Annotated in this window: 16 protein-coding genes and 1 pseudogene; 5 read left to right on the forward strand and 12 right to left on the reverse strand. The window is 73.1% G+C overall.

Going from position 1 to position 18601, the window contains the following annotated elements:
- Positions 1-107: 107 nt before the first annotated feature.
- The 6 genes from AMK16_RS21885 to AMK16_RS21910 all read right to left on the reverse strand — a co-directional run bounded on the left by AMK16_RS21885 (position 108) and on the right by AMK16_RS21910 (position 6598).
- Positions 108-3686, reverse strand: coding sequence for a bifunctional glycosyltransferase/CDP-glycerol:glycerophosphate glycerophosphotransferase (locus tag AMK16_RS21885; RefSeq protein ID WP_073918329.1), 3579 nt, complete (start codon positions 3684-3686; stop codon positions 108-110).
- A 205-nt stretch (positions 3687-3891) separates the two neighbouring features.
- Positions 3892-4266 (reverse strand): hypothetical protein, encoded by a 375-nt coding sequence (locus AMK16_RS21890; protein ID WP_073918331.1) that lies wholly within the window; start codon positions 4264-4266, stop codon positions 3892-3894.
- A gap of 191 nt (positions 4267-4457) precedes the next feature.
- The gene (locus tag AMK16_RS21895; protein ID WP_199885514.1) at positions 4458-4904 is read right to left on the reverse strand and encodes a roadblock/LC7 domain-containing protein; all 447 of its coding nucleotides are present in this window, start codon (positions 4902-4904) and stop codon (positions 4458-4460) included.
- Positions 4905-4975: 71 nt separating this feature from the next.
- Positions 4976-5779: a hypothetical protein gene (locus AMK16_RS21900; RefSeq protein ID WP_073918332.1), complete on the reverse strand. Its 804-nt coding sequence runs from the start codon at positions 5777-5779 to the stop codon at positions 4976-4978.
- Positions 5776-6195, reverse strand: coding sequence for a hypothetical protein (locus AMK16_RS21905; RefSeq protein WP_073918334.1), 420 nt, complete (start codon positions 6193-6195; stop codon positions 5776-5778). The genes AMK16_RS21900 and AMK16_RS21905 overlap by 4 nt, the downstream gene beginning before the upstream one ends.
- A gap of 160 nt (positions 6196-6355) precedes the next feature.
- Positions 6356-6598, reverse strand: coding sequence for a helix-turn-helix domain-containing protein (locus AMK16_RS21910; RefSeq protein WP_073918335.1), 243 nt, complete (start codon positions 6596-6598; stop codon positions 6356-6358).
- 365 nt (positions 6599-6963) lie between these two features.
- Here AMK16_RS21910 and AMK16_RS21915 point away from each other — a divergent pair, with 365 nt between their 5' ends.
- Positions 6964-8238, forward strand: a complete 1275-nt coding sequence (locus tag AMK16_RS21915) for a helix-turn-helix domain-containing protein (RefSeq protein WP_073918337.1) — start codon at positions 6964-6966, stop codon at positions 8236-8238.
- Positions 8239-8371: 133 nt separating this feature from the next.
- Positions 8372-8650, forward strand: coding sequence for a hypothetical protein (locus tag AMK16_RS21920; RefSeq protein ID WP_073918339.1), 279 nt, complete (start codon positions 8372-8374; stop codon positions 8648-8650).
- Positions 8651-8671: 21 nt separating this feature from the next.
- On the opposite strand, the gene AMK16_RS37375 is transcribed toward AMK16_RS21920, so the two are convergent.
- Positions 8672-9085 (reverse strand): hypothetical protein, encoded by a 414-nt coding sequence (locus AMK16_RS37375; RefSeq protein WP_073918341.1) that lies wholly within the window; start codon positions 9083-9085, stop codon positions 8672-8674.
- Positions 9086-9096: 11 nt separating this feature from the next.
- A pseudogene (locus AMK16_RS37380) lies at positions 9097-9567 on the reverse strand (amino acid permease); the annotation flags it as partial.
- Between the two features lie 483 nt (positions 9568-10050).
- Here AMK16_RS37380 and AMK16_RS21935 point away from each other — a divergent pair.
- On the forward strand, positions 10051-11469 hold the full coding sequence (locus AMK16_RS21935; RefSeq protein ID WP_073918344.1) for a PP2C family protein-serine/threonine phosphatase: 1419 nt from the start codon (positions 10051-10053) through the stop codon (positions 11467-11469).
- 88 nt (positions 11470-11557) lie between these two features.
- Here the strand turns inward: AMK16_RS21935 and AMK16_RS21940 are convergent, their stop codons facing one another.
- Complete coding sequence (locus tag AMK16_RS21940) at positions 11558-13051, reverse strand: DNA-binding protein NsdB (protein ID WP_073918345.1); 1494 nt, start codon at positions 13049-13051, stop codon at positions 11558-11560.
- 230 nt (positions 13052-13281) lie between these two features.
- On the opposite strand from AMK16_RS21940, the gene AMK16_RS21945 reads away from it, so the two are divergent.
- Both AMK16_RS21945 and kstD read left to right on the forward strand, forming a co-directional pair.
- Positions 13282-14409, forward strand: a complete 1128-nt coding sequence (locus tag AMK16_RS21945; RefSeq protein ID WP_073918347.1) for an aminoglycoside phosphotransferase family protein — start codon at positions 13282-13284, stop codon at positions 14407-14409.
- 288 nt (positions 14410-14697) lie between these two features.
- The gene (kstD, locus tag AMK16_RS21950) at positions 14698-16506 is read left to right on the forward strand and encodes a 3-oxosteroid 1-dehydrogenase (protein WP_073918349.1); all 1809 of its coding nucleotides are present in this window, start codon (positions 14698-14700) and stop codon (positions 16504-16506) included.
- Positions 16507-16569: 63 nt separating this feature from the next.
- Here kstD and AMK16_RS21955 read toward each other — a convergent pair whose 3' ends face one another.
- From AMK16_RS21955 to AMK16_RS21965, 3 genes are all read right to left on the reverse strand, one after another.
- A complete protein-coding gene (locus AMK16_RS21955) occupies positions 16570-17070 on the reverse strand; it encodes a hypothetical protein (protein ID WP_073918350.1) in 501 nt (166 codons plus the stop codon).
- Between the two features lie 389 nt (positions 17071-17459).
- Complete coding sequence (locus tag AMK16_RS21960; RefSeq protein ID WP_073918352.1) at positions 17460-17867, reverse strand: ACT domain-containing protein; 408 nt, start codon at positions 17865-17867, stop codon at positions 17460-17462.
- 109 nt (positions 17868-17976) lie between these two features.
- Positions 17977-18441 carry a hypothetical protein gene (locus AMK16_RS21965; RefSeq protein WP_143196849.1) on the reverse strand — a complete coding sequence of 155 codons (465 nt, stop codon included), beginning with the start codon at positions 18439-18441 and terminating at the stop codon, positions 17977-17979.
- Positions 18442-18601 lie beyond the last annotated feature (160 nt).

The following is an 18601-nucleotide window of genomic DNA, read 5'->3' on the forward strand; positions in this document are numbered from 1 at the left end:
ATGGGGGACCGGTACCGCTTCCCTCACATACAGACCGGCCCCGGGCCCGGAATTCATCGGTGGGCCCGGGGCCGGTCTGTGTCCAGCCTGGTTTTCGCTCGTACGGCCTACTTCGCGGGCCGTGCGCCCATCTCCAGCATGCGGTCGACGACGCGCTCGGTGGCGTGGCCGTCGTCGAGGTCGCAGAACTCCGCGCGGAACGCCGCCCGCGCCTCGGCGTACTGCTCCCCGAGGGCGTCCGCGTCGCGTACGGCTTCGATCAGGCTCGCCGAGTCCGCCAGCAGCGGTCCGGGCGCCTTCGCCTCCAGGTCGAAGTTGAAGCCGCGCAGGGTGCTCCGGTAGTGGTCCAGGTCGTAGGTGAAGAGCAGGATCGGCCGGTCGGTGAGCGCGAAGTCGAAGATCGCGGAGGAGTAGTCCGAGATCAGCACGTCGGCGACGAGCAGCAGGTCGGCGGCGTCGGGCCAGCGGGACACGTCGACGACGAAGCCGTCACGGACACCGTCGCGCAACTGCTCGCCCACGTGGTGGTGGCCGCGGACCAGCAGGACGTGGTCCTCGCCCAGCTCCCGGCGGGCCTGCTCCAGGTCGATCCGCAGGTCGAGCTTGTAACCCCCGGACCAGCCCTCGCAGTTCTCGCGCCAGGTGGGCATGTAGAGGACGACCTTCTTGCCCTCCGGCAGGCCCAGGCGCCGCCGGACCTCGGCGACACGGTCCGCGTCGGGACGTACGAGTGCGTCCGTGCGCGGGCTGCCCGCCTCGATGACCTCGCCGTCGTAGCCGAGGGCGCGCTTGAGGAGGGGCGTGGCGTACGAGCTCGGGGAGGCGAGCAGGGACCACTGGGCGCTGTCGTGGGCGAGGCCCTCCAGGATCTCGGGGCTCGTGTAGTAGTCGTGCACGAAGTCGTGGCCGATCTGCTTGATCGGCGTGCCGTGCCAGGTCTGGACGACGACCTGCCCGGCGCGGCGCTCGAAGTGCGACGGCACGTTGTCGTTGGTGACGTAGTAGCGGGCGCGGGCCAGCACGTCCCAGGACTCCACGCTGCCGTACTGCACGGCGCGCGCGGTGGCGGGGACCTCGGCGCGCCCGTCGCGGACGAGCCAGATGTGCTCTAGCGCTTCGCCGCGGCGCAGCAGTTCTTCGTGGATGGCGCGCGGGGAGTCGCCGGCGCCGTTCCCCTGGAAGGTGTCGTAGACGACCATGTCCTTGACCGGCAGGGCGCGCTGCGCTGGGTAGGTCTCGAACCGGGCGACGCGCTGGGCGTAGTTGGAGCGGTCGTGCGGGCTGAGCAGCGGGTCTGCGACCAGGACCGTGCGGTCGTAGAAACGTGCCTCGACCCGCATCCGGCGGCCCAGCGTGGTGAAGGGGTGAGGGCCGGCGAAGAGCATGCCGGGCCCCATTTGCACAGGGGCGCCGCGGTCGACGCCGAGCAGGCCGGCGGTGGTTCCACCCTGGGAGACCGGGCGCAGCGTGGGCCACCAGCGGCCCTCGGGCAGCGTGGTGCGGCCGGCGTAGGGCTCGGGGAGTACCGGCGCGAAAGTGGTCGTGAAGGTGTCGCCGTCACGGGCGACCGGGTAGCTGAACTCGACCCCGTGGGCGTTGTGCAGGACGAGCTCGTAGGGCTCGTCGGTGGACGCGGCGAACCGGCCCCGCAGGGTGAGGACGCCGTCCTTCGCCTCGACGGCGTCGACCAGCGGCGGGGAGGGCTGCACGGAGAGGGTCAGGTGTCCGGTGTTGCCGCGCTTGGCGTAGAGGCTGCGGCTGCTGTCACCGCCGGCCAGGGGCAGCACCAGACCGGTGAAGCCACCGCGCTCGTCGTGGACGAGTCGGTGCTCGGTGCCGTCGGCACCGACCACGGCCAGGCGCCAGGGCTCGGGGGTCCATTCTCCGGGCTCGCACGCAGCGTCCGGTACGGCGGCCAGGTCGGCCAGCGGCACGCGGACCGTGAACGGGGTCCGGCCGGCGCCGGCCGAGACGGTCTGCACCGGGAAGGTCCGGACCGTGCCGGTGCTGACGTGGACGGCCTTGAGGGTGGCTGCGGCGCCGACCTCGGCGGCCAGTTCACCGCTCACCTCAAGGGCGTCGTCGCCGGCCTTGCGGACGTCAAGGGCGCGGGCGCGGACGACCTCCACCTGGATGGTGAGGGCGCCGGCGACGCTTGGGACGATGCGGACGTCGGGGGCCACCCAATGCGGGGGCGGGTTCTGGCCGGTGTCGTTCTCACCGCCCTTGAGACGGGCGCGGTGCAGGCCGCCGGCGCCGGTGACGGCGATGGAGGTGGTCCATATGCCCTCGTTCCACTTGCCACCCGACTGGAAGATCGAAGGGTCGACGACGGCGGTGAAACCGGCCCAGCCGGCGTGCTTCAGGGCGAGGTGCGGGGCGTTCACGGAGGCCATCGGGGAGGCGACCGTGCGGGCGCTCACCACGGAGCGACGGCGCTTGCCGCCCTCGCGGAACACCAGCATCTTGCGTGAGCCGAGGCGGCTCTCCGCGCCGAGGTGGCCGGGGATGGCGTAACCCCGCAGGATGAGCTTGCCGTCGGCCCATGCCGCCTGTTCCAGGCGGCTGACGACGCGGCGCTCGCGCGGGCCGAGGGTGAGGATCTTGGCGGGGACCGGCGGACGGCCGTGCAGGAAGGGGTAGTCGGCCTGCGGGCGGGCGAGCCCCTTGACGGGAACGCTGTAGTGGTAGTCGCGCTGGTGCTCTTGGAGGGCGATGAAGTCCTCGACGCGGCCTTCTCCGGCCAGGTACGCCTTGAGGCGGTCGGCGACGGTCAGATCGGACCAGGGGCCCGTGCCGATCTCCCGGACGAGGCCGCCGACCTCCTTGACGAAGGCGGCGCGGAAGTCGGCGCCGCCCTCACCGACGTACTTGTAGATCAGCGGGAGTTCCTCGCTGAGCACGTTGTAGTCGTACTCGCGCAGGTAGCGGGTGTACTTGGCGCCCTGCTTGGACTTGAGCGACTCGCGGACCAGGCGTATGGAGGTCACCCGGTCGATGAGGGAGACGGGGTCGGTGGAGCGCTGGGTGATGGAGCGCTCGCCCGTCTCCCGGACGCGCCAGTGGTAGACGCAGTCGCTGATGATGTCGACGCTGGAGGCGAAATAGTGCGCGGGGATGCTGACCGGTGCGTCCTCGTAGAGGATGCCCTCGGGGTACTGGAAGCCGTGCTCGTCCCAGAAGGTACGCCGGTAGACCTTGTTCCACGCGGTGCGGTCGGTGACCAGCGCCGGGAACTTGGAGATGTGAGTCTTCAGCTGCGTCTTGGCGAAGGCCGCCCGGTGTCCCCAGGACTGCTGCATGCCGACGGAACGGAAGCGCTTGACGTTGCCGGCCGCGAAGTCCGAGCCGGTCTCGTCGAGGGCGTCGATCAGCCGCTGGTAGGCGTAGTCCGGCATCGTGTCGTCGCTGTCGACGAAGGCCAGGTATTCGCTGTCCTCGTGGGCGTGCCGGGCGCCGACGTTGCGGGCGGCGCCGAGTCCGGCGTTCTCCTGCATCACCACCCGGAAGCGCTTGTCCCGCGCCGCGAAGGCCTTGGCTATGACGGCGCTGGTGTCCGTGGACCCGTCGTCCACGAGGATGACCTCGAAGTCTTCGAAGGTCTGAGCGGCGATGGATTCCAGGCACTCGTCGAGGTAGAGCTCGACGTTGTAGACGGGGACGACGATGCTCAGGCGCGGGGGCATGGGTTGCGGGTTCTCCAGCGTTTTCTGCTTTACCGATGATCAGCTACTCACAGCATCTTACTCTGTAGCAGAATCACGAACTCCTCCCATAGGGGACGTATCGTGGCTGATCGCCGGGGCGGACGGCAAAGAATTCAGCCGTCCGCCACCTCGACGACGCGGTCGTGCGGGCCCGGCCGGCGCCCTCGCCGGGGAGCCGGCCCGGTCAGATCTCCAGGTCGGCCTCGATCTTCTTCAGCTGGTGCCGAGCCATGGCGAGGTTGGCCCGGCCGCGGTCGAGCGCGAGGTAGAGGAAGAAGCCCGAGGTGCCGCGGCCCTTCAGCAGGCGGATCAGGTGGTACTGGCCGCCCAGCGTGATCAGGATGTCCTCGATCTCGTCCTTGAGGCCCAGCATCTCCATCGTGCGGACCTTGGCGCGCACCACGTCGGTGTTGCCGGCGGCGGCCACGGCGAGGTCGAGGTCCTTGCCGCCGCCGACGGTCCCGAGGGCCATGCCGCTGCCGTAGTCGACCAGGGCGGCGCCGAGCGCACCCTCGATGGTGGTCGTGGCTTCCTTGAGTGCGGTCTCGACGTTTGCCATGAGTGGTTCCTCTTTCTTGTCCGTGTCTGACGGTGACGGTGACGGTGGCTGTGACGTTGAACGGGATCGGGGAGGGGACGGGGGTGGGGACGGAGGCGGGGGCGGGGGTGGCTGCGGTGGATCCGGCTCGCTGCTCCGGCCGGCCCGCGGGCCGGCCGGGTGGAACAGGCGGATCGCACGGATCAGGCGGATCAGGACGGCGGAGCGGGCGGGAGCGGCGGCAGGGGCGGGGGTACGGCGATCCTGCGGCCGAGGGTGTGGTCGATCAGTTCCGCTATGCGCAGGCTGGAGCGGCGGGCCTCCAGGTGGAGGCGCCCCACGTTGACCCGGGTATCCGCGGTCAGGGTGAGCACGGCCGTCTCGCCCGCCGCGTAGGTGGCCACGTAGCCGTGCTCGCCGCGCACGAGCAGTTCGCGGAATCCGCCCTGGCCGGTGCTGTCGCTCAGGCGCTGTGCGACGCCGAGGGCGGCCGCGGTGAGAGCGGCGACGGTCTCGGCCTCGGCGGCGGCGCTGTCCTGGGCGAGCACGAGGCCGTCGGCGCTCGCGGCGAGGGCGCCGGTGAGCTGGGGCACCCGCGCCCTCAGCCTGCGGAGCTCGGCGAGTATGTCGGCCTCCGCCTCGGGCGGCACCGTGCTCATGTCGGACTTTCTCCTTTCGGGCTGCCTCCTCTCGGAGCGGTCGGCACGCAGGGCCGGTCGCAGCGGGAGCCTCACAGGCTTGCCTCCAGTGCGTCGCGTAACCGGCGGAGCAGCGCCACGTCCGGGGATTGGGCCTGGGTCATCCAGTCGGGCAGGGGGTCCGCGGCCGGCGCCGGGGCCGGGGAGTGGGGGGTCTCGACGAGTCCGGCCGCGGCGAGGCGCCGTACGTCGAGCAGTGTGTGGAACGCGGGACGGCCCAGGACCCAGGCGAGGTCCGCCGGGGTGCGCACGCCGTCCGCCTGGCACAAGAGGATCCGCTGCCGGGCGGTGACCGTCTGGCCGGGCGCGGCGGCCCTCGGCACCACCGGGGCGGTGTCCAGCAGCGGGTACGGCCAGACCGCGTCGAGCAGTTCCCGGCGGCGCCGGGTCTCCCGCTCGACGGCGGCGGCCGGGACCGACCGGACGGAGCCGATCCAGTGGGTGGCCCCGCGGCGGAACCGGGAGGGTCCGCTGCCCGGGGACAGGGCGAAGAAGGCGGCGTCGAAGATGGCGGCGAGGTGGCAGATCTCCATCTCCCCGCCCGAGAGTCCGCCACTGTCCACGAGGAACCGGGCCACCTGGCGGCGGGCGCCGGCCCGGTCGACCGCCTCGCGCCAGCGCTCGGGCGCCAGGCCGCCACCGGTGGTGAGCAGGACGTCGAGGCCCGGGGTGGCCGGGCTCTCCGCGTGCACGACGCGGCCGTTCTCCAGGAAGAGGGTGCCCCGGTCGCGCAGCAGGGCTCCGGTGGCACGCTCGGCGGCGAGCCGGGTCAGGAGGGGGGAGACGGCGACGGTGGCGGCCGGGGCGGCCGGGGCGGCGGTGGCCGGGGTGGTCATCTGAGCACCAGCCCCTCGGCGAGGGCGCGGAGCCGGTGGCGCGCGAGGGCGAGGTTGCCGTCGGCGCGGTCCAGCCAGAGGTGCAGGAAGACGCTGCTGTCGAAGCTCGTCTCGACGAACCGCAGCACGTGGTAGCCGGTGCGAGTGGTGACGATCAGGTCTTCGACGGGTGGACCGGCGGCCGGCGGGCCGGACCCGTCACCGGGTATCGCCCCGGTTTCCGCCGGAGCGAAGGACTCGTACTCCGCAGCCGCCCTGGCCAGCTCGGCGGTCTCGGCGGCGGTGGTCTCGTGGTCGCCCACGGGGGATTCCCCCGCGGTGCCGAGGGCCAGTCCGCTGCTCCAGTCGACCAGCGCGGCCCCACGCGCACCAGGCAGGGCCATGGCTTCGAGCAGGCATTCGTCGATCCCGGGCACGCGGGCTCCCCTCCCGGCCGGACGTGCTGGGTGCACGGTGGTACGGCGCGACAGGAGGGAACTTACTCACCTTCCCCTGCACGAAAGGGGGTTCTGGCATTTTCCGCTGGAACATGCGCGGAACCGCGCTGCCGCTTGGCCGGAACCAGTCACCTTCTGATCACGAAGCGAGCGGAAGATCGTCCGCGAGCCGGAACGAACCGCCTTCCCGCTGTACGTAACCCTCGTGGCTGAGGGTGCGCAACAAGTGGTAGACGGTGGGCAGGGGGATGCCGGTGAGCCGGGCGAGCCGCTTGGCCGTCACTGCGCCTTCGGCGTACATCGCTTCCAGGAGACGCAGCGCGCGCTGCACGGAACCGATCAGGGTGGGTGCGCTGTCCTTCTGCGGGTGGTCGGTGGCCATGGGTGGTCCCCCTGCTCCGGTACGAGGCCTGGCCGTCCCATCAAAGTGCCTCGGTGGACGCAAAACCAGCTGACTCGCGTAAACCCGGGCACGAGATCGCCGCACCCCGTCGCGGCCGCCCCCGCACGTCGCGCCCGGCCGCCCGCGCGGCCGGCGCGCCGTCGCATCAGGGCGCGGGCGGCCGCGACAGGAGGCGGTCGGCCATGTGCCGATGAGGTCCTCCACCGGGGCCGGGTCGGGCACGAGCCGTTCGGCGGACGGCGCGGCACAGTGAGCACTGCACATGCAGTGCTTCGCACACGGTGGCGGATGGAGCCGGTCCGGGCCCTCCCCAGCGCCCCCTCCCCCATGTCAGGCTGCGCGTCATGGAGCGGATCATCGAGGAGATACGCGAGGACCTGTCGCGCCGGATCGCCGTGGCGGCGGACCGGCTCGCCGACCGGACGCTGGCCGAGGATCCCGCCTACGCAGCCCTGCTCGGCCGGGCCGAGCTGCGCGCGCGGATCCACCACAACCTGCGCCAAGCGGTCGAGGGCCTGGTCCGCAGCTCCCGCGGCCTGCCGGTGGAACTCGCCGACGCCCGGGCCACCGGCACGCTCCGCGCCGAGCAGGGCCTCCCGCTCGCCTCGCTGCTGCGCACCTACCGCCGCGGCGGCCGGCTGCTGTGGCAGATCCTGACCGAAGCCGTGGCCTCGCACGACCGGGCGGCTCTGCCCCGCCTGCTGCCGGACGCGACGATGCTGTGGGACGTACTGGACCAGACGACGGACGCCGTCTGCGAGTCCTACCGGCGCACGGAAGCGGTCCGCTCGGACCGTGACCGGGAGCGCCGCGCCGCGCTGCTGGACATCCTGCTGGACGGCGCGCCCGCCGCCCGGGGTCCCGCCGCGCCGCAGGCCGCGACGCAGCTGGGCCTGCCCGAGCGCGGCCGCTTCGCGGTGGTCGCGGTCGCAGCGGACACCGGCGGCTCCCTCGGGGCGGCGGACGGACCGGGGGCCGGCGCGCAGAGGGCGCAAGCGCAGAGACCGGGTCCCGCCGGGGCGCCGCGCGTGCTGTGGCGGATCCGCGCCGACGGGGAGACCGGCCTGGTGGAGCTGGGCCACCATCCGCTGGAGTCCGTCACGGAACTGCTGGCGCCGCTCGGCGTCCGGGCCGGGGTCAGCCCGGTCGTGGAGACCCCGGCCGAGCTGGCCGGGGCCCGCCGGCTGGCCGCCCTGGCCCTGCGCACCGCCCCGGAATCCGGCGGTCCGCGCACCGCGCTGCTGGACGAGGGGCTGCCCGGGGCGCTGGTCGCCGCCGAGGCCGAACTCGCCGGCCGGCTGCGCCAGGTGGTGCTGGGCCCGGTACTGGCGCTGCCCGCGCCGGACCGCCGGCTGTTGCTGACCACCCTCGGTACCTGGCTGGCCTGTCAGGGCTCGACGACCTACGCGGCGCAGCGGCTGTACTGCCACCGCAACACCGTCTCCAACCGGCTGCGGCGCATCGAGCAGCTCACCGGCCGTTCCCTGGCGGACCCTCGGCACGTGGTGGAACTGGCCCTGGCGCACGCCGCGGTGGCCCAGCGGGCCGCCGGGGAGCAGGGCTCATTCCGGCCGGATCCGCCCGAGCGGCCTGCCCGCCGGGACGGCCCGACTCCCTGACCGGCAGGGGAGGTTCGGCCTGCGGCCGGGGGCACGATCCGGCCGCTGCGTCGGCGGGCCCCTCCCCCGGCGGCGACGGGTGGGCGAGGCTCGGGCGGGTACCGCGCCCACGCATGCACCACCGGGAGAGACCATGGCCAACGGCCGCACGCCGCCCCCCTCCGACCGCGCCGACACCGGCGGGACCGGCTCCGGCCGACCCGTCCGGGATCTTCCGGCCACGGGCCCGGCCGCGCGTCCGGCGGCCGGTCCGGCGGCCGGGCCGACCGCCCGGCTGACCGCCGAGCTGGCCGCCGCCGAAGCCCGGGAGGCCGACCTCAGGGCCGCCCACGAGTTCTACGCGGCGGAGCGGCAGCAGGACCGGATCGCCGTCCTGCGCCTCGAACTGGACCGGCTGCACGCCCCGCGTTGACGACCCTGCGGGTGCGTACGCCTAGCGCGCGGCCGGGTCATCGGGCGCTTGCGGTGGTTTCGCCGACGCCGCCAGATAGGGGACGTCGATCACCGCCACCCCAGGGGTGAACAGCAGCCGCGCCTTCAGCCGCAGGGCGTTCTGGTTGTGCAGGGGCTGCTCCCACCAGTGCCCCACCACGTACTCGGGGATCACCACCGACAGGACGTCCGTCGAGGTGTCCCGGGCCAGTTCCTGTACGTGGGCCAGGACCGGACGCACCACCTCGCGGTACGGGGAGTGCAGGATCTTCAGCGGCAGGCCCGGGTCGTGCCGCGCCCATTCCTCGCGGAGCCGGGCGGCGTCCGCCTCGTCCGCGGCGACCGTGACGGCCGTCAGCGTGTCGGGCCGCAGAGCCTGCGCGTAGCCCAGGGCCTTCATGGTCGGGGCCTGCATCGAGGCGACGAGGTCAGCAGGACCACGAAGCCCACCGACATGGAGACCTCGTGGTCGCCCAGCGAGGGGATCGCCGAGGTGATCGCGGCGACCCCCGAGACGACGGAGACCGCCACGGTCATGACGTAGTCGACGAGCAGGGCGCCGGCGGCCGTCAGGGCGGCGGTGGGACCGAGGTTCTCGGCGCTGACGACATAGGCGCCCCCGCCGCCGGGATAGGCGTGGCAGGTCTGGCGGTAGGAGGCGATGACCACCACGAGCAGGAAGACGATGGCGGCGGCCGCGTACCAGGTGAGGTGGAGCAGCGCGACGCCGCCGAGGGCGAGGATCAGCAGGATCTCCTCGGTGGCGTAGGCCACCGAGGAGAGCGGGTCGCTGCAGAAGATCGGCAGCGCGAGCCGTTTGGGCAGCAGGGTCTCGCCCAGGCGCGCGGTGTCGAGCGGTTCGCCGACGAGCACGCGTTTCGCATGGATACGCCTCATGGGGGAATGATCGTGCATGATTTGCGCCATTCATCCCTTTTGGTGCCTGTGTCACCCGCGCGCTCGCCCCCGGGGAGACGCGGGCCGAGTTCATTCCTCCGGGGGGATTTCGCGCGAGGCGTTGACCGGATCCACCGGACGGGACGGAGCGCCGCACACCTCGGCCGTGCGATCGATCGGCGCAGGCGCCGAGGCCGGTTTCCGGCCGCCCCTTCCGGGCCCGCTCCCCGGCGCCGCAGTCCGGTCCGCGTCTCGACCAGCGGACCGGCCGGGAGGGAGCGCCGGGGACGATCACAGGGCTCTGACCTCGGCTGACCGAAATCGTTCGTACGCGCGCAAGACCGCGGAAGGCCCTAGGCATATGCCAGGAGCAACGCTGCTCCGGATGTTGCCAAACGCCTTACAGGCCGTCGGCGCCTGTGCCACAGTCGACACCGGTCTTTCCTCCAGACTTGGCCGTGCCGCGCCTGTATCGGAGTCCTCATGCCGTCCCACTTGTTCGCGGACCGTCCCGCGCAACCACCCGAGCCGGGGCCGGTGGACGCGCTGATCTCTCAGACCCGGCGCCTGCGGGGCGAAGTGGACGCCGTCCGCCGCGACACCGTCGTGGACGACGACGCCCAGGGCCGCTGGCAGCGGGCGCTCTGCGATCTGGCCGTGCACCACCTCGACGACCTCCGCGAGCACCTCGACCAGCTCAGGCAGGGCCTGCCGCCCGCGCCCGAGACCGTCGGGCCCCCGCGGCCGGACACCGCAACGGAGCCCGAGCCGCAGCCCCGCGTCGGCAGCGCCGAGTGGAACCTGCTGACCGATGAGGTCAGCTGGTCCGACGAAATGTTCCAGATCTTCGGCCGGTCACCCGAGGCGGGCCCGCTCCCGCTGGACGAACTGGGCTCGACCCTCTTCTCCGAGGACCAGCCGCTGCTCACCGCCTGGGTCACCGCCTGCCTCGTGGACGGCAGACCCATCGACGGTGAGTTCCGCATCGTCCGGACCGACGGCCGGGTCCGGACGTTGCACATGAGGGCCGAGCCGGTACTCGACTCCGACGGCTGCACGGCCTCCATGTGGGCCCTGTTGCGGGACGTGAGTGACCTGCGCCGGAGCCAGCGCGCGGTGCGCGAGTCCAGTGACTCGCTGCAGCGCCGCCGGGCGATCGCGCAGACCGAGCACCGGCTGGCGGTCGAGCTGCAGGAAGCCGTGCTCCCCCCGTGGCGCGGCTCCCTGCGGTTCCCGTACGGCAGCGCCGGCGCGCTGGACGTGGCCGCACACTACCTGCCGGCCGCCACGAGCGCGCTGATCGGCGGCGACTGGTACGACGCGCTCGAACTGCCCGACGGCCGATCGCTGCTGACGGTCGGAGACCTCACCGGGCACGGCGTGGCCGCCACCTCCGGGATGGCGATGGTGCTCGGCGCCCTGCGCGGGATGGCCATGGCGGGCATCGAACCGGGCCCCCTGATGGGCTGGCTCAACCAGCTCCTGGAGAACTCCGTCCAGCCCGTGCTCGGCTCGGCCGTCTGCTGCCGCTACGATCCCGCCCGCCGCGCGCTCTCCTGGGCACAGGCCGGACACGCGGCCCCCCTGCTCTTCCGCCGCGGCTCCGGCCGTTCCCTGGTCCCGCCCGAGGGCGTGCTGCTGGGGGCGACCTCCGGAGCCTTCTACGGGCAGGCCGAGGAACGGCTCCAGCCGGGCGACGTACTCGTCCTGTACACGGACGGACTGACACCGCGCAGCATCGAGTTCGGCCGGGCCGACGGGACGGGACGGCTGCTGGCGCTGGCGCCGCGGTTCTCGGCGGCGCCATCCGCCCAGGACTGCGTACGGGTGGTGACCGAGGAGTTCGGCCACAGCGAGCGCGAGGACGACGCCTGCGTCCTGGTGGCCCGGGTCGGCTCCTAGCCGGTCCGCGGCCTCACGGGCGACACCGGGTCTTCAGGGGCCGCGCCATGAGGCGCGGCCCCTCTCGTCGCATTCCACGCCTTTCCCCTTACACGTCCGAACCGCGCGGAACCGGAGCCGGGCTGTCGGGGAGAGCCATCTCGATCTCCTCGCGCAGGTCCTCGATGCGCCCGTACCCGGCGTACTGGCCGGTCAGCCGGTACATCTCGCGCAGCCGGTGCCACGTCCGGTGCGAGGAGGTCTCGTTCATGGACACCAGCGCCAGACGGGCGTAACGGTCGGCCTGTTCGGGATCGTCGGCGATGAAACAGGCCGAGGCCATCGAGATGTAGTCGAAGATCTGCGAGCGCTGGTGGCCGTCCCCGCGCAACCGCAGGGCCTCCTTCGCGTGGCGCGCCGCCACCGGAGCCGCCGCGGCGTCGTGGTCGGCGAGGGTGCGGTACGCCAACGCCTCCATCCCGTGCAGGTCGGCCTCGTCGAAGTGCTGCATCCAGCTGGGCGGTGGGACGTCCCCCTTGTCGGAGACGAACAGCTCCTCCGCCTCGCCCAGGGTGCGGCGCATGGCCTGGCCCTTGCCCATGGCCGCCTGCGCCCACGCCTCGATGGTGTGCAGCATGGCGCGGGTGCGCGGCAGGGTCTGCTCGCCGGAGCCGGACTGGGCCAGCTTCATCAGGTCGAGCGCCTCGTTGGGCTTGCCGAGGTGGACCATCTGGCGGGCCGCCCGGGAGAGCGCCTCGCCGGCGCGCGGCCGGTCACCGCCCTCGCGGGCGGCGTGCGCGGCGATGACGAAGTACTTCTGCGCGGTGGGTTCGAACCCCACGTCGTGCGACATCCAGCCGGCGAGCACGGCGAGGTTGGCCGCCACTCCCCACAGCCGGCGCTGGAGGTGGTCGGGGTGGCGGTAGGCGAGCATTCCGCCCACCTCGTTGAGCTGCCCGACGACCGCCTTGCGCTGGAGACCGCCTCCCCTGGAGGCGTCCCAGGCGCGGAACACCTCCACCGAACGTTCCAGCGCCTCGATCTCCTGGGAGCCGATCGGGGCGGCGTCGTAGCGGTCGTATCCCGCCGGGTCGGCCTGGAAGGAGTCCCCGAAGCGGTGCGCTTCCTTGGACTGGGCGGGGTCGGTGTGGAGCCAGTCGTACATGGCGTTGGCGAGGGCGGAGCCGGCGGTGAGCACCGCGCCCGCGCCCATCAGACCGCGACGGTTGAGCATGAGGTCCATTCCCGTGAATTCGGTGAGGACCGCGGCTGTGCGTTCGGGCGCCCAGGGCATCCCGTCGGGGTTCTCCTGCGCCCCGTCCGGCTGCCGTCTGGTGGTGCGCCGCTGCCGTACGAACCCGAGGTCCTCGATGGTCACGACACGACCGAGCCGCTCGGTGAACAGTGCTGCCAGTACCGTGGGCACCGGCTCGCGCGGGGTCTCCCCCATGTCGATCCAGCGCCGTACCCGCGAGGTGTCGGTGGACAGCTGGGGGTGGCCCATGGCTGCCGCCTGCCGATTGACCATCCTCGCAAGTTCGCCCTTCGACCAGCCGGCCAGGCCGAACAAGTCGTTCAAGCGGGTGTTTGGACCTTTGCTCACGTCAAGCCCCCAGGTTCTCGGCTGAGTTGACAGTAACCCGGCGTCAGATGCCGAGCGACTATTCGCCAGGCTTCGCCAGGGCACGCTTCGTGGTCCGCCACCCTTCACCGGGTGTCAGGTAGGAATGCGCCTCCCCGACCCGGTCACCGGCGGAACTCCCCAGGGTGAAGCACGGGATCCGGCGGGGCGGCGTATGCAACTCGTCGGCGCACGAAGGGATCCGTAACGCCATGTACGCAGCAACGTCCTCCGTGTCCGCCCCGGTCCGGCCGCACCGCACGCTCCCGGCCGGCGGCGGCGGCCCCTACCTCGAACCCGGCCGTTCCGCGGCTCCGGCGCAGGGCGCTGTGAGGGCGCGCCGGCTGCCGGGCCCGGGACCGCAGCCGCTCAGCGGACGGATCGACCTGTCGGGGCCGCAGGGCGCGCAGCTGCGCACCGCCCTCGCCTCGGTGCAGCGCATCTGTCCGGAGTTCGCGCCGGTCCAGGTGCTGCGGCGCAGCGGCCGTTCGGTCCTCCTGGTGGGCACCACCGGACGCATGACCGCCGTCGCGAAGGTGTTACTGGATCACTCGCCCGAATGGCGCGAGCGCTACCGGCACGAAATGGCCGCGTACCGGACGTTCGTGCGACACCGCCCGCCGGTCCGGGTGCCGCGGCTGATCGCCGCGGATCCGGAGAACTGCACGCTGGTGGTCGAACGGATGGCGGGCCGGGTCGCGGCACTGCAACGGCACCCCGTGGAGGCTCCGCCGCGGGTCGACCTGCGGGCGGCCCTCGGCGCGGTGTGCCGGGTCAACCAGTGGCGTCCGCCGGCCGAGCTGTTCGGGACCCCGCTGAACTACGGGCGGCGGATCGCACGTGACTCCGAGCTGGGCCTGCTGACCGACCGGGACCTCGGGGACCTGCAGAAACTGCTGCACGGCGTGAAACTGTCGGGCACCGCCCTGCAGTTCAACCACGGGGACGCGCTCCTGTCGAACCTGCTGCTGTCCCCGGCCGGGCCGGTGCTGCTCGACTGGGAGCACGCGGGCTGGTACCTGCCGGGCTACGACCTGGCGACGCTGTGGACGGTGCTGGGCGACGCCCCGGCCGCGCGAAGCCAGATCAGCCGTCTCGCCCAGTCGGCCGGTCCGGCGGTGCGGGACGCCTTCCTGATCAACCTGATGCTGGTGCTGACCCGGGAGATCCGGATGTCGGAGACGGCGGTCCAGCGCTCGATGCTGGCGACCGCCCCGGCCCAGCCCGCGTCGGGGGGCGCGCTGTCCTCGGGAGAGGAGCAGCGGCTGCTGCTGCGCCGTCTGCACGACGACGCCGGGATGGCCCGCCGTGCCGTGCGTGCGGCGGTCGGCACGCGCTGAAGGCGCCGCATCACCCGACATCGCGAAGTCCCGTGGCGCCCTTGCCGCGGGACTTCACTCGTGCGCGGACGCGACGCGGGGGCGCGGGAGGCGGCGGGAGCGGGGGGCGGTTGCGTCGCACGGGGGCGTGGGCCCGCTGCGTGGTACGGACCGCGGGGCGGGGTCCGTTGCGTGGCACGGGGCGGCGCCGGATGCCTTGACATCCCATGATCCCCCGAACACTTTGCTGACTCAGCATCAGAAATGCTGGAGACGCCGCCTGCTTCCCGACGCCGCTGGAGCCTGCCCATGACCGCGAGCCCCGCCTCACCCAGCAGTTCCCCGTCCGCCGCCACCTCCCGCCGGACGGTCCTCGCCGGAGCCGGCGCCGGGGTGCTGGCGGCCGGTGTGCTGCCCGCCTCCGCGGCCCGGGCCGAGGGCGCCCAGGACGGGCCCCTTCTCGGCGAGTACGACGTCGTCGTGGTCGGGTCCGGGGCGTCCGGGATGACCGCCGCGCTGACCGCCGCCGCGCGGGGCCTGAGCGTGCTGGTGGTGGAGAAGGCGCCGACCTTCGGCGGGTCCGCCGCGCGCTCGGGGGCCGGGATCTGGCTGCCGAACAACTCGGTGCTCCTGGGCGCGGGGGTGCCGGACACCCCGCAGAAGGCGGCGGCTTACCTGGCGGCCGTGGTCGGTCCCGCGGTGCCGGCCGACCGGCAGGCCGCCTTCCTCGCCAACGGTCCGCGGATGCTGGATCTCGTGATGGCGTACAGCCCGCTGCGCTTCCGTTTCATGGAGGGGTACAGCGACTACTACCCCGACCTCCCGGGCGGGCTTCCCAACGGCAGGTCCATCGAACCGGACCAGATCGACGGCCGCCTCCTCGGCTCCGAACTGGACCGGCTGAACCCGGCGTACATGCCCGTACCGGCCGGAATGGTCGTCTTCAGCCAGGACTACAAGTGGCTGAACCTGGCTGCGGTGAACGCCAGGGGCCTGGCCGTCTCCACCGAATGCCTGGCGCGCGGCACGAAGGCGGCGCTGCGCGGTGAGAAACCCCTGACGATGGGGCAGGCCCTGGCGGCGGGGCTGCGCGTCGGGCTGCAGCGGGCGGGGGCGGCGGTGTGGCTGAACAGTCCGCTGGTGGACCTCGTCCAGGAGGGCGGTGCGGGCGGAGCCGTGACGGGGGTCGTGGTGGAGAAGGAGGGCCTTCGGGGCACCGTACGGGCCCGGCGCGGGGTGATCATCGGTTCGGGCGGGTTCGAGCACAACGCGCAGATGCGGGCGCAGTACCAGCAGCAGCCGATCGGCACGCAGTGGTCGGTCGGTGCGAAGGAGAACACGGGCGACGGGATCCGGGCCGGTGCGCGGGCGGGGGCGGCGCTGGCCCTGATGGAGGACGCGTGGTGGGGTCCGACGATCCCGCTGCCCGGGGAGCCGTACTTCTGCCTGGCCGAACGGACCCTGCCGGGCGGGCTGATCGTGAACGGCAAGGGCGCGAGATTCGTGAACGAAGCGGCGCCGTACAGCGACGTGGTGCACGTGATGTACGAGAAGGACCGGGGCGCGCCGGGCTCGCACATCCCGGCCTGGCTGATCGTCGACCAGAACTATCGCAACAAGTATCTGTTCAAGGACGTCCTGCCGACCCTGCCCTTCCCCGATTCCTGGTACGAGACGGGTGCGGCGGCGAAGGCGTGGACCTGGGACGCGCTGGCCGGCCGGATCGGGGTGCCCGCGGCCGCGCTGCGTGCCACTCTCAACCGGTTCAACGCGCAGGCGTGGAACGGGACCGACCCCGATTTCCAGCGGGGGAACACGGCCTACGACCACTACTACACGGACCCGGGGGTGCAGCCGAACTCCTGCCTGGCGCCCGTCTGGGCGCCCCCGTTCCACGCCTTCCGGATCGTGCCGGGCGACCTGGGGACGAAGGGCGGCATCGTGACGGACGCGCGGGCCCGTGCCCTGCGGGCGGACGGCTCGGTGATCCGGGGGCTGTATGCGGCGGGCAACGCGAGTGCGGCGGTGATGGGCCACAGCTACGCGGGGGCCGGATCGACGATCGGTCCCGCGATGACGTTCGGCTACGTGGCGGCGAACGACATCGCGGACGCGTGACGTACGGGTGGGGCGGCCGCGGCAGCGGCTGGGGACCCGGGCGGGCTGGCCCTGCCGGAAGGGCTAGCCCTGCTGGAAGAGCTCGGCGGGGAGCGGCTTCAGGAGGGCGTAGAGGTCATCGGTGATCGGACGGTCCCAGCTGGCGATGGTGACCAGCACGTTGTCGCTGCGGTCGAACTGCACGCAGGAGATACGGGACTCCGACAGCTTGATCTTCCGGACGATGAGGAGGTTGTCGCCCTGCATGACGGGGCAGTCCTCGGCGCCGGTGACCTCGACGTCCTCGTCGTTCTCCAGGGCGTCGAGGAGCTGGGCCACCTCGAAGGGAACCTGGCCGTCGGAGAGGTCCCGGGCGGGGGACCCTTCGGGGAGGTTGCCGATGATCATCGCGGGGCCGCGTCCGCCGAACAGGTCATAGCGGAGGAAGACGCCCTGGCAGCTGCCGTCGGGCGCGGGCAGCAGCCCGGCCCCGAGGTTGCCCGGCCAGTCCCCCGGGTCCATGGCCAGGACGTCGAAGTCCGGGCCGGCGGGTGTGGCGGCGCGGTGGCGGCGGAGGAAGGACATGCCGCCATGGTACGTGGCCGGGCGGAGTTTTCCGGCCCGGGGGCCATCCCGCCGGGATCCCGCCCGGTCCCTCGGGGCGGCCCGGCCGGGGTGCGGACGCGGGTGCGGGGCGCGGTCCCTGGGACCCGCGGGGCCGTGACCGGAAGGCGGCTGCGGGAGAAGGGGCCAGGCCAGGCCGGGCCAGGCCGGGGGCGGGTCCCACGGTCGGCCGCCGCCCGGGTGGTGGGGCCCCGGGGGCGGATCCCACGGCCGGGACGCCGCCCGGGTGGGGGCCGGGCTCCGCGTGGGCCTCTCCCCGGGCTCGTCGGACGTCCGGCTTCCGGGGCCGTCCGGGGCGGGCTGGGGGGCGGGTCCGGGGCCGTGTGGTCGTGATCGCCCGGGTCCGTGGTTCACTCCCGCGCGGAGCGTGCCGCGAGGTCCTCCAGGACGGCCACGGCCTCGGCGGCGCGGTCGGCGGCCACGAACAGGTGGTCGTGGTGGTGGCCGGCGATGACGTTGCAGCTGAGGCCGTGTGCGCCCAGCTCGGTGGCGAAGGCGGCGGTGAGGCCGACGGCGTCGAGGGCGGAGTGGATCCGCAGGGTGATCCAGGCGGCCGTGTAGTCGTAGGCGAGGCCGGCGGCGTCGGCGTCCTCGCGGCGCAGGACCAGGGTGAGTCCCTCGGGCTCCAGGACGGTGGCGACGGGAGCGGTGCCCGGCGGGACGGTGGTGCCGGGGACGGTGCAGAAGACGTAGCGGCCCTCGTTCAGCTCGGGTCGCATGCCGCTCAGCAGTCTCCGCAGGTCGCTCTCGCCACTCATGGCGCCACCCTACCCAGAGCCCCCTCGTCTCCCGCTGGTCTCCCGCTCTCTCCCGTCCCCTCCCGTCCTCTCCCTCCCTCTCCCCGTCGCGCCGGGTGTCGCCGCCGGGTCAGTCCCCTTCGTAGAGCCGGTGGTGCCACCAGGCACGGGGACGCCCCTGCCGGTCGACGGAGTGCGGGGGCACGGGAGCGGGCAGGGTGCGGCGGCGGAACTCCTCGTCCAGCGCGCGCAGCACCCGCCCCAGCGCGAGCCGGGCCACGGGCGCCAACGACTGGTGCAGTTCGACGAGTTCGTCCCGGACCACGGCTACGTCGTCCCGGGCGCAGCCGGGGCAGGCCGGGCACTGCGAGGGGACGGGCCGCAGGCGGTCGCCCGGGGTTCGCAGGAACGTGCGGTACATGCCCAGTAGATACGGAACCATCTCGGCGTGCTGGGGCGAAGTCCAGTGGACTCCGGCGCCGGCGACTGCCGACAGCCGGTCCACGGGCGGGAGTTCGCGGGCCCACGCGGGCGGGCGGCGGCCTTCGTGCGTCCCTCGTTCGGCGCGCAGCGCGCCGGGCCGTTTACGCGGCATCGCCCTTTCGGCGGATGATCGTCATGGCGCCCATGATGCCGGGCGCCCGGCACGCGGGCAAGGCAACAGGCGCCGCGCCCGCGGTGTCCCGCGGTGTCCGGCGGTGCCCGCGCGTCTTGTCCGGGGCCCGCGCGGCGTCGTGCGGGTGCATGCGCCTACA

This window comes from Streptomyces sp. CB00455, assembly GCF_001905445.1.
Lineage (GTDB): Bacteria > Actinomycetota > Actinomycetes > Streptomycetales > Streptomycetaceae > Streptomyces.

Bases quoted from the DNA above. Each gene is read 5' to 3' on its own strand.
- AMK16_RS21915 (WP_073918337.1), top strand. From the start codon at position 6,964: ATGGAGCGGATCATCGAGGAGATACGCGAGGACCTGTCGCGCCGGATC.
- AMK16_RS21920 (WP_073918339.1), top strand. From the start codon at position 8,372: ATGGCCAACGGCCGCACGCCGCCCCCCTCCGACCGCGCCGACACCGGC.
- AMK16_RS21945 (WP_073918347.1), top strand. From the start codon at position 13,282: ATGTACGCAGCAACGTCCTCCGTGTCCGCCCCGGTCCGGCCGCACCGC.
- AMK16_RS21890 (WP_073918331.1), bottom strand. From the start codon at position 4,266: ATGGCAAACGTCGAGACCGCACTCAAGGAAGCCACGACCACCATCGAG.
- AMK16_RS21955 (WP_073918350.1), bottom strand. From the start codon at position 17,070: ATGTCCTTCCTCCGCCGCCACCGCGCCGCCACACCCGCCGGCCCGGAC.
- AMK16_RS21885 (WP_073918329.1), bottom strand. From the start codon at position 3,686: ATGCCCCCGCGCCTGAGCATCGTCGTCCCCGTCTACAACGTCGAGCTC.
- AMK16_RS21900 (WP_073918332.1), bottom strand. From the start codon at position 5,779: ATGACCACCCCGGCCACCGCCGCCCCGGCCGCCCCGGCCGCCACCGTC.
- AMK16_RS37375 (WP_073918341.1), bottom strand. From the start codon at position 9,085: ATGCAGGCCCCGACCATGAAGGCCCTGGGCTACGCGCAGGCTCTGCGG.
- AMK16_RS21965 (WP_143196849.1), bottom strand. From the start codon at position 18,441: ATGCCGCGTAAACGGCCCGGCGCGCTGCGCGCCGAACGAGGGACGCAC.
- AMK16_RS21895 (WP_199885514.1), bottom strand. From the start codon at position 4,904: ATGAGCACGGTGCCGCCCGAGGCGGAGGCCGACATACTCGCCGAGCTC.
- AMK16_RS21910 (WP_073918335.1), bottom strand. From the start codon at position 6,598: ATGGCCACCGACCACCCGCAGAAGGACAGCGCACCCACCCTGATCGGT.
- AMK16_RS21960 (WP_073918352.1), bottom strand. From the start codon at position 17,867: ATGAGTGGCGAGAGCGACCTGCGGAGACTGCTGAGCGGCATGCGACCC.
- AMK16_RS21935 (WP_073918344.1), top strand. From the start codon at position 10,051: ATGCCGTCCCACTTGTTCGCGGACCGTCCCGCGCAACCACCCGAGCCG.
- kstD (WP_073918349.1), top strand. From the start codon at position 14,698: ATGACCGCGAGCCCCGCCTCACCCAGCAGTTCCCCGTCCGCCGCCACC.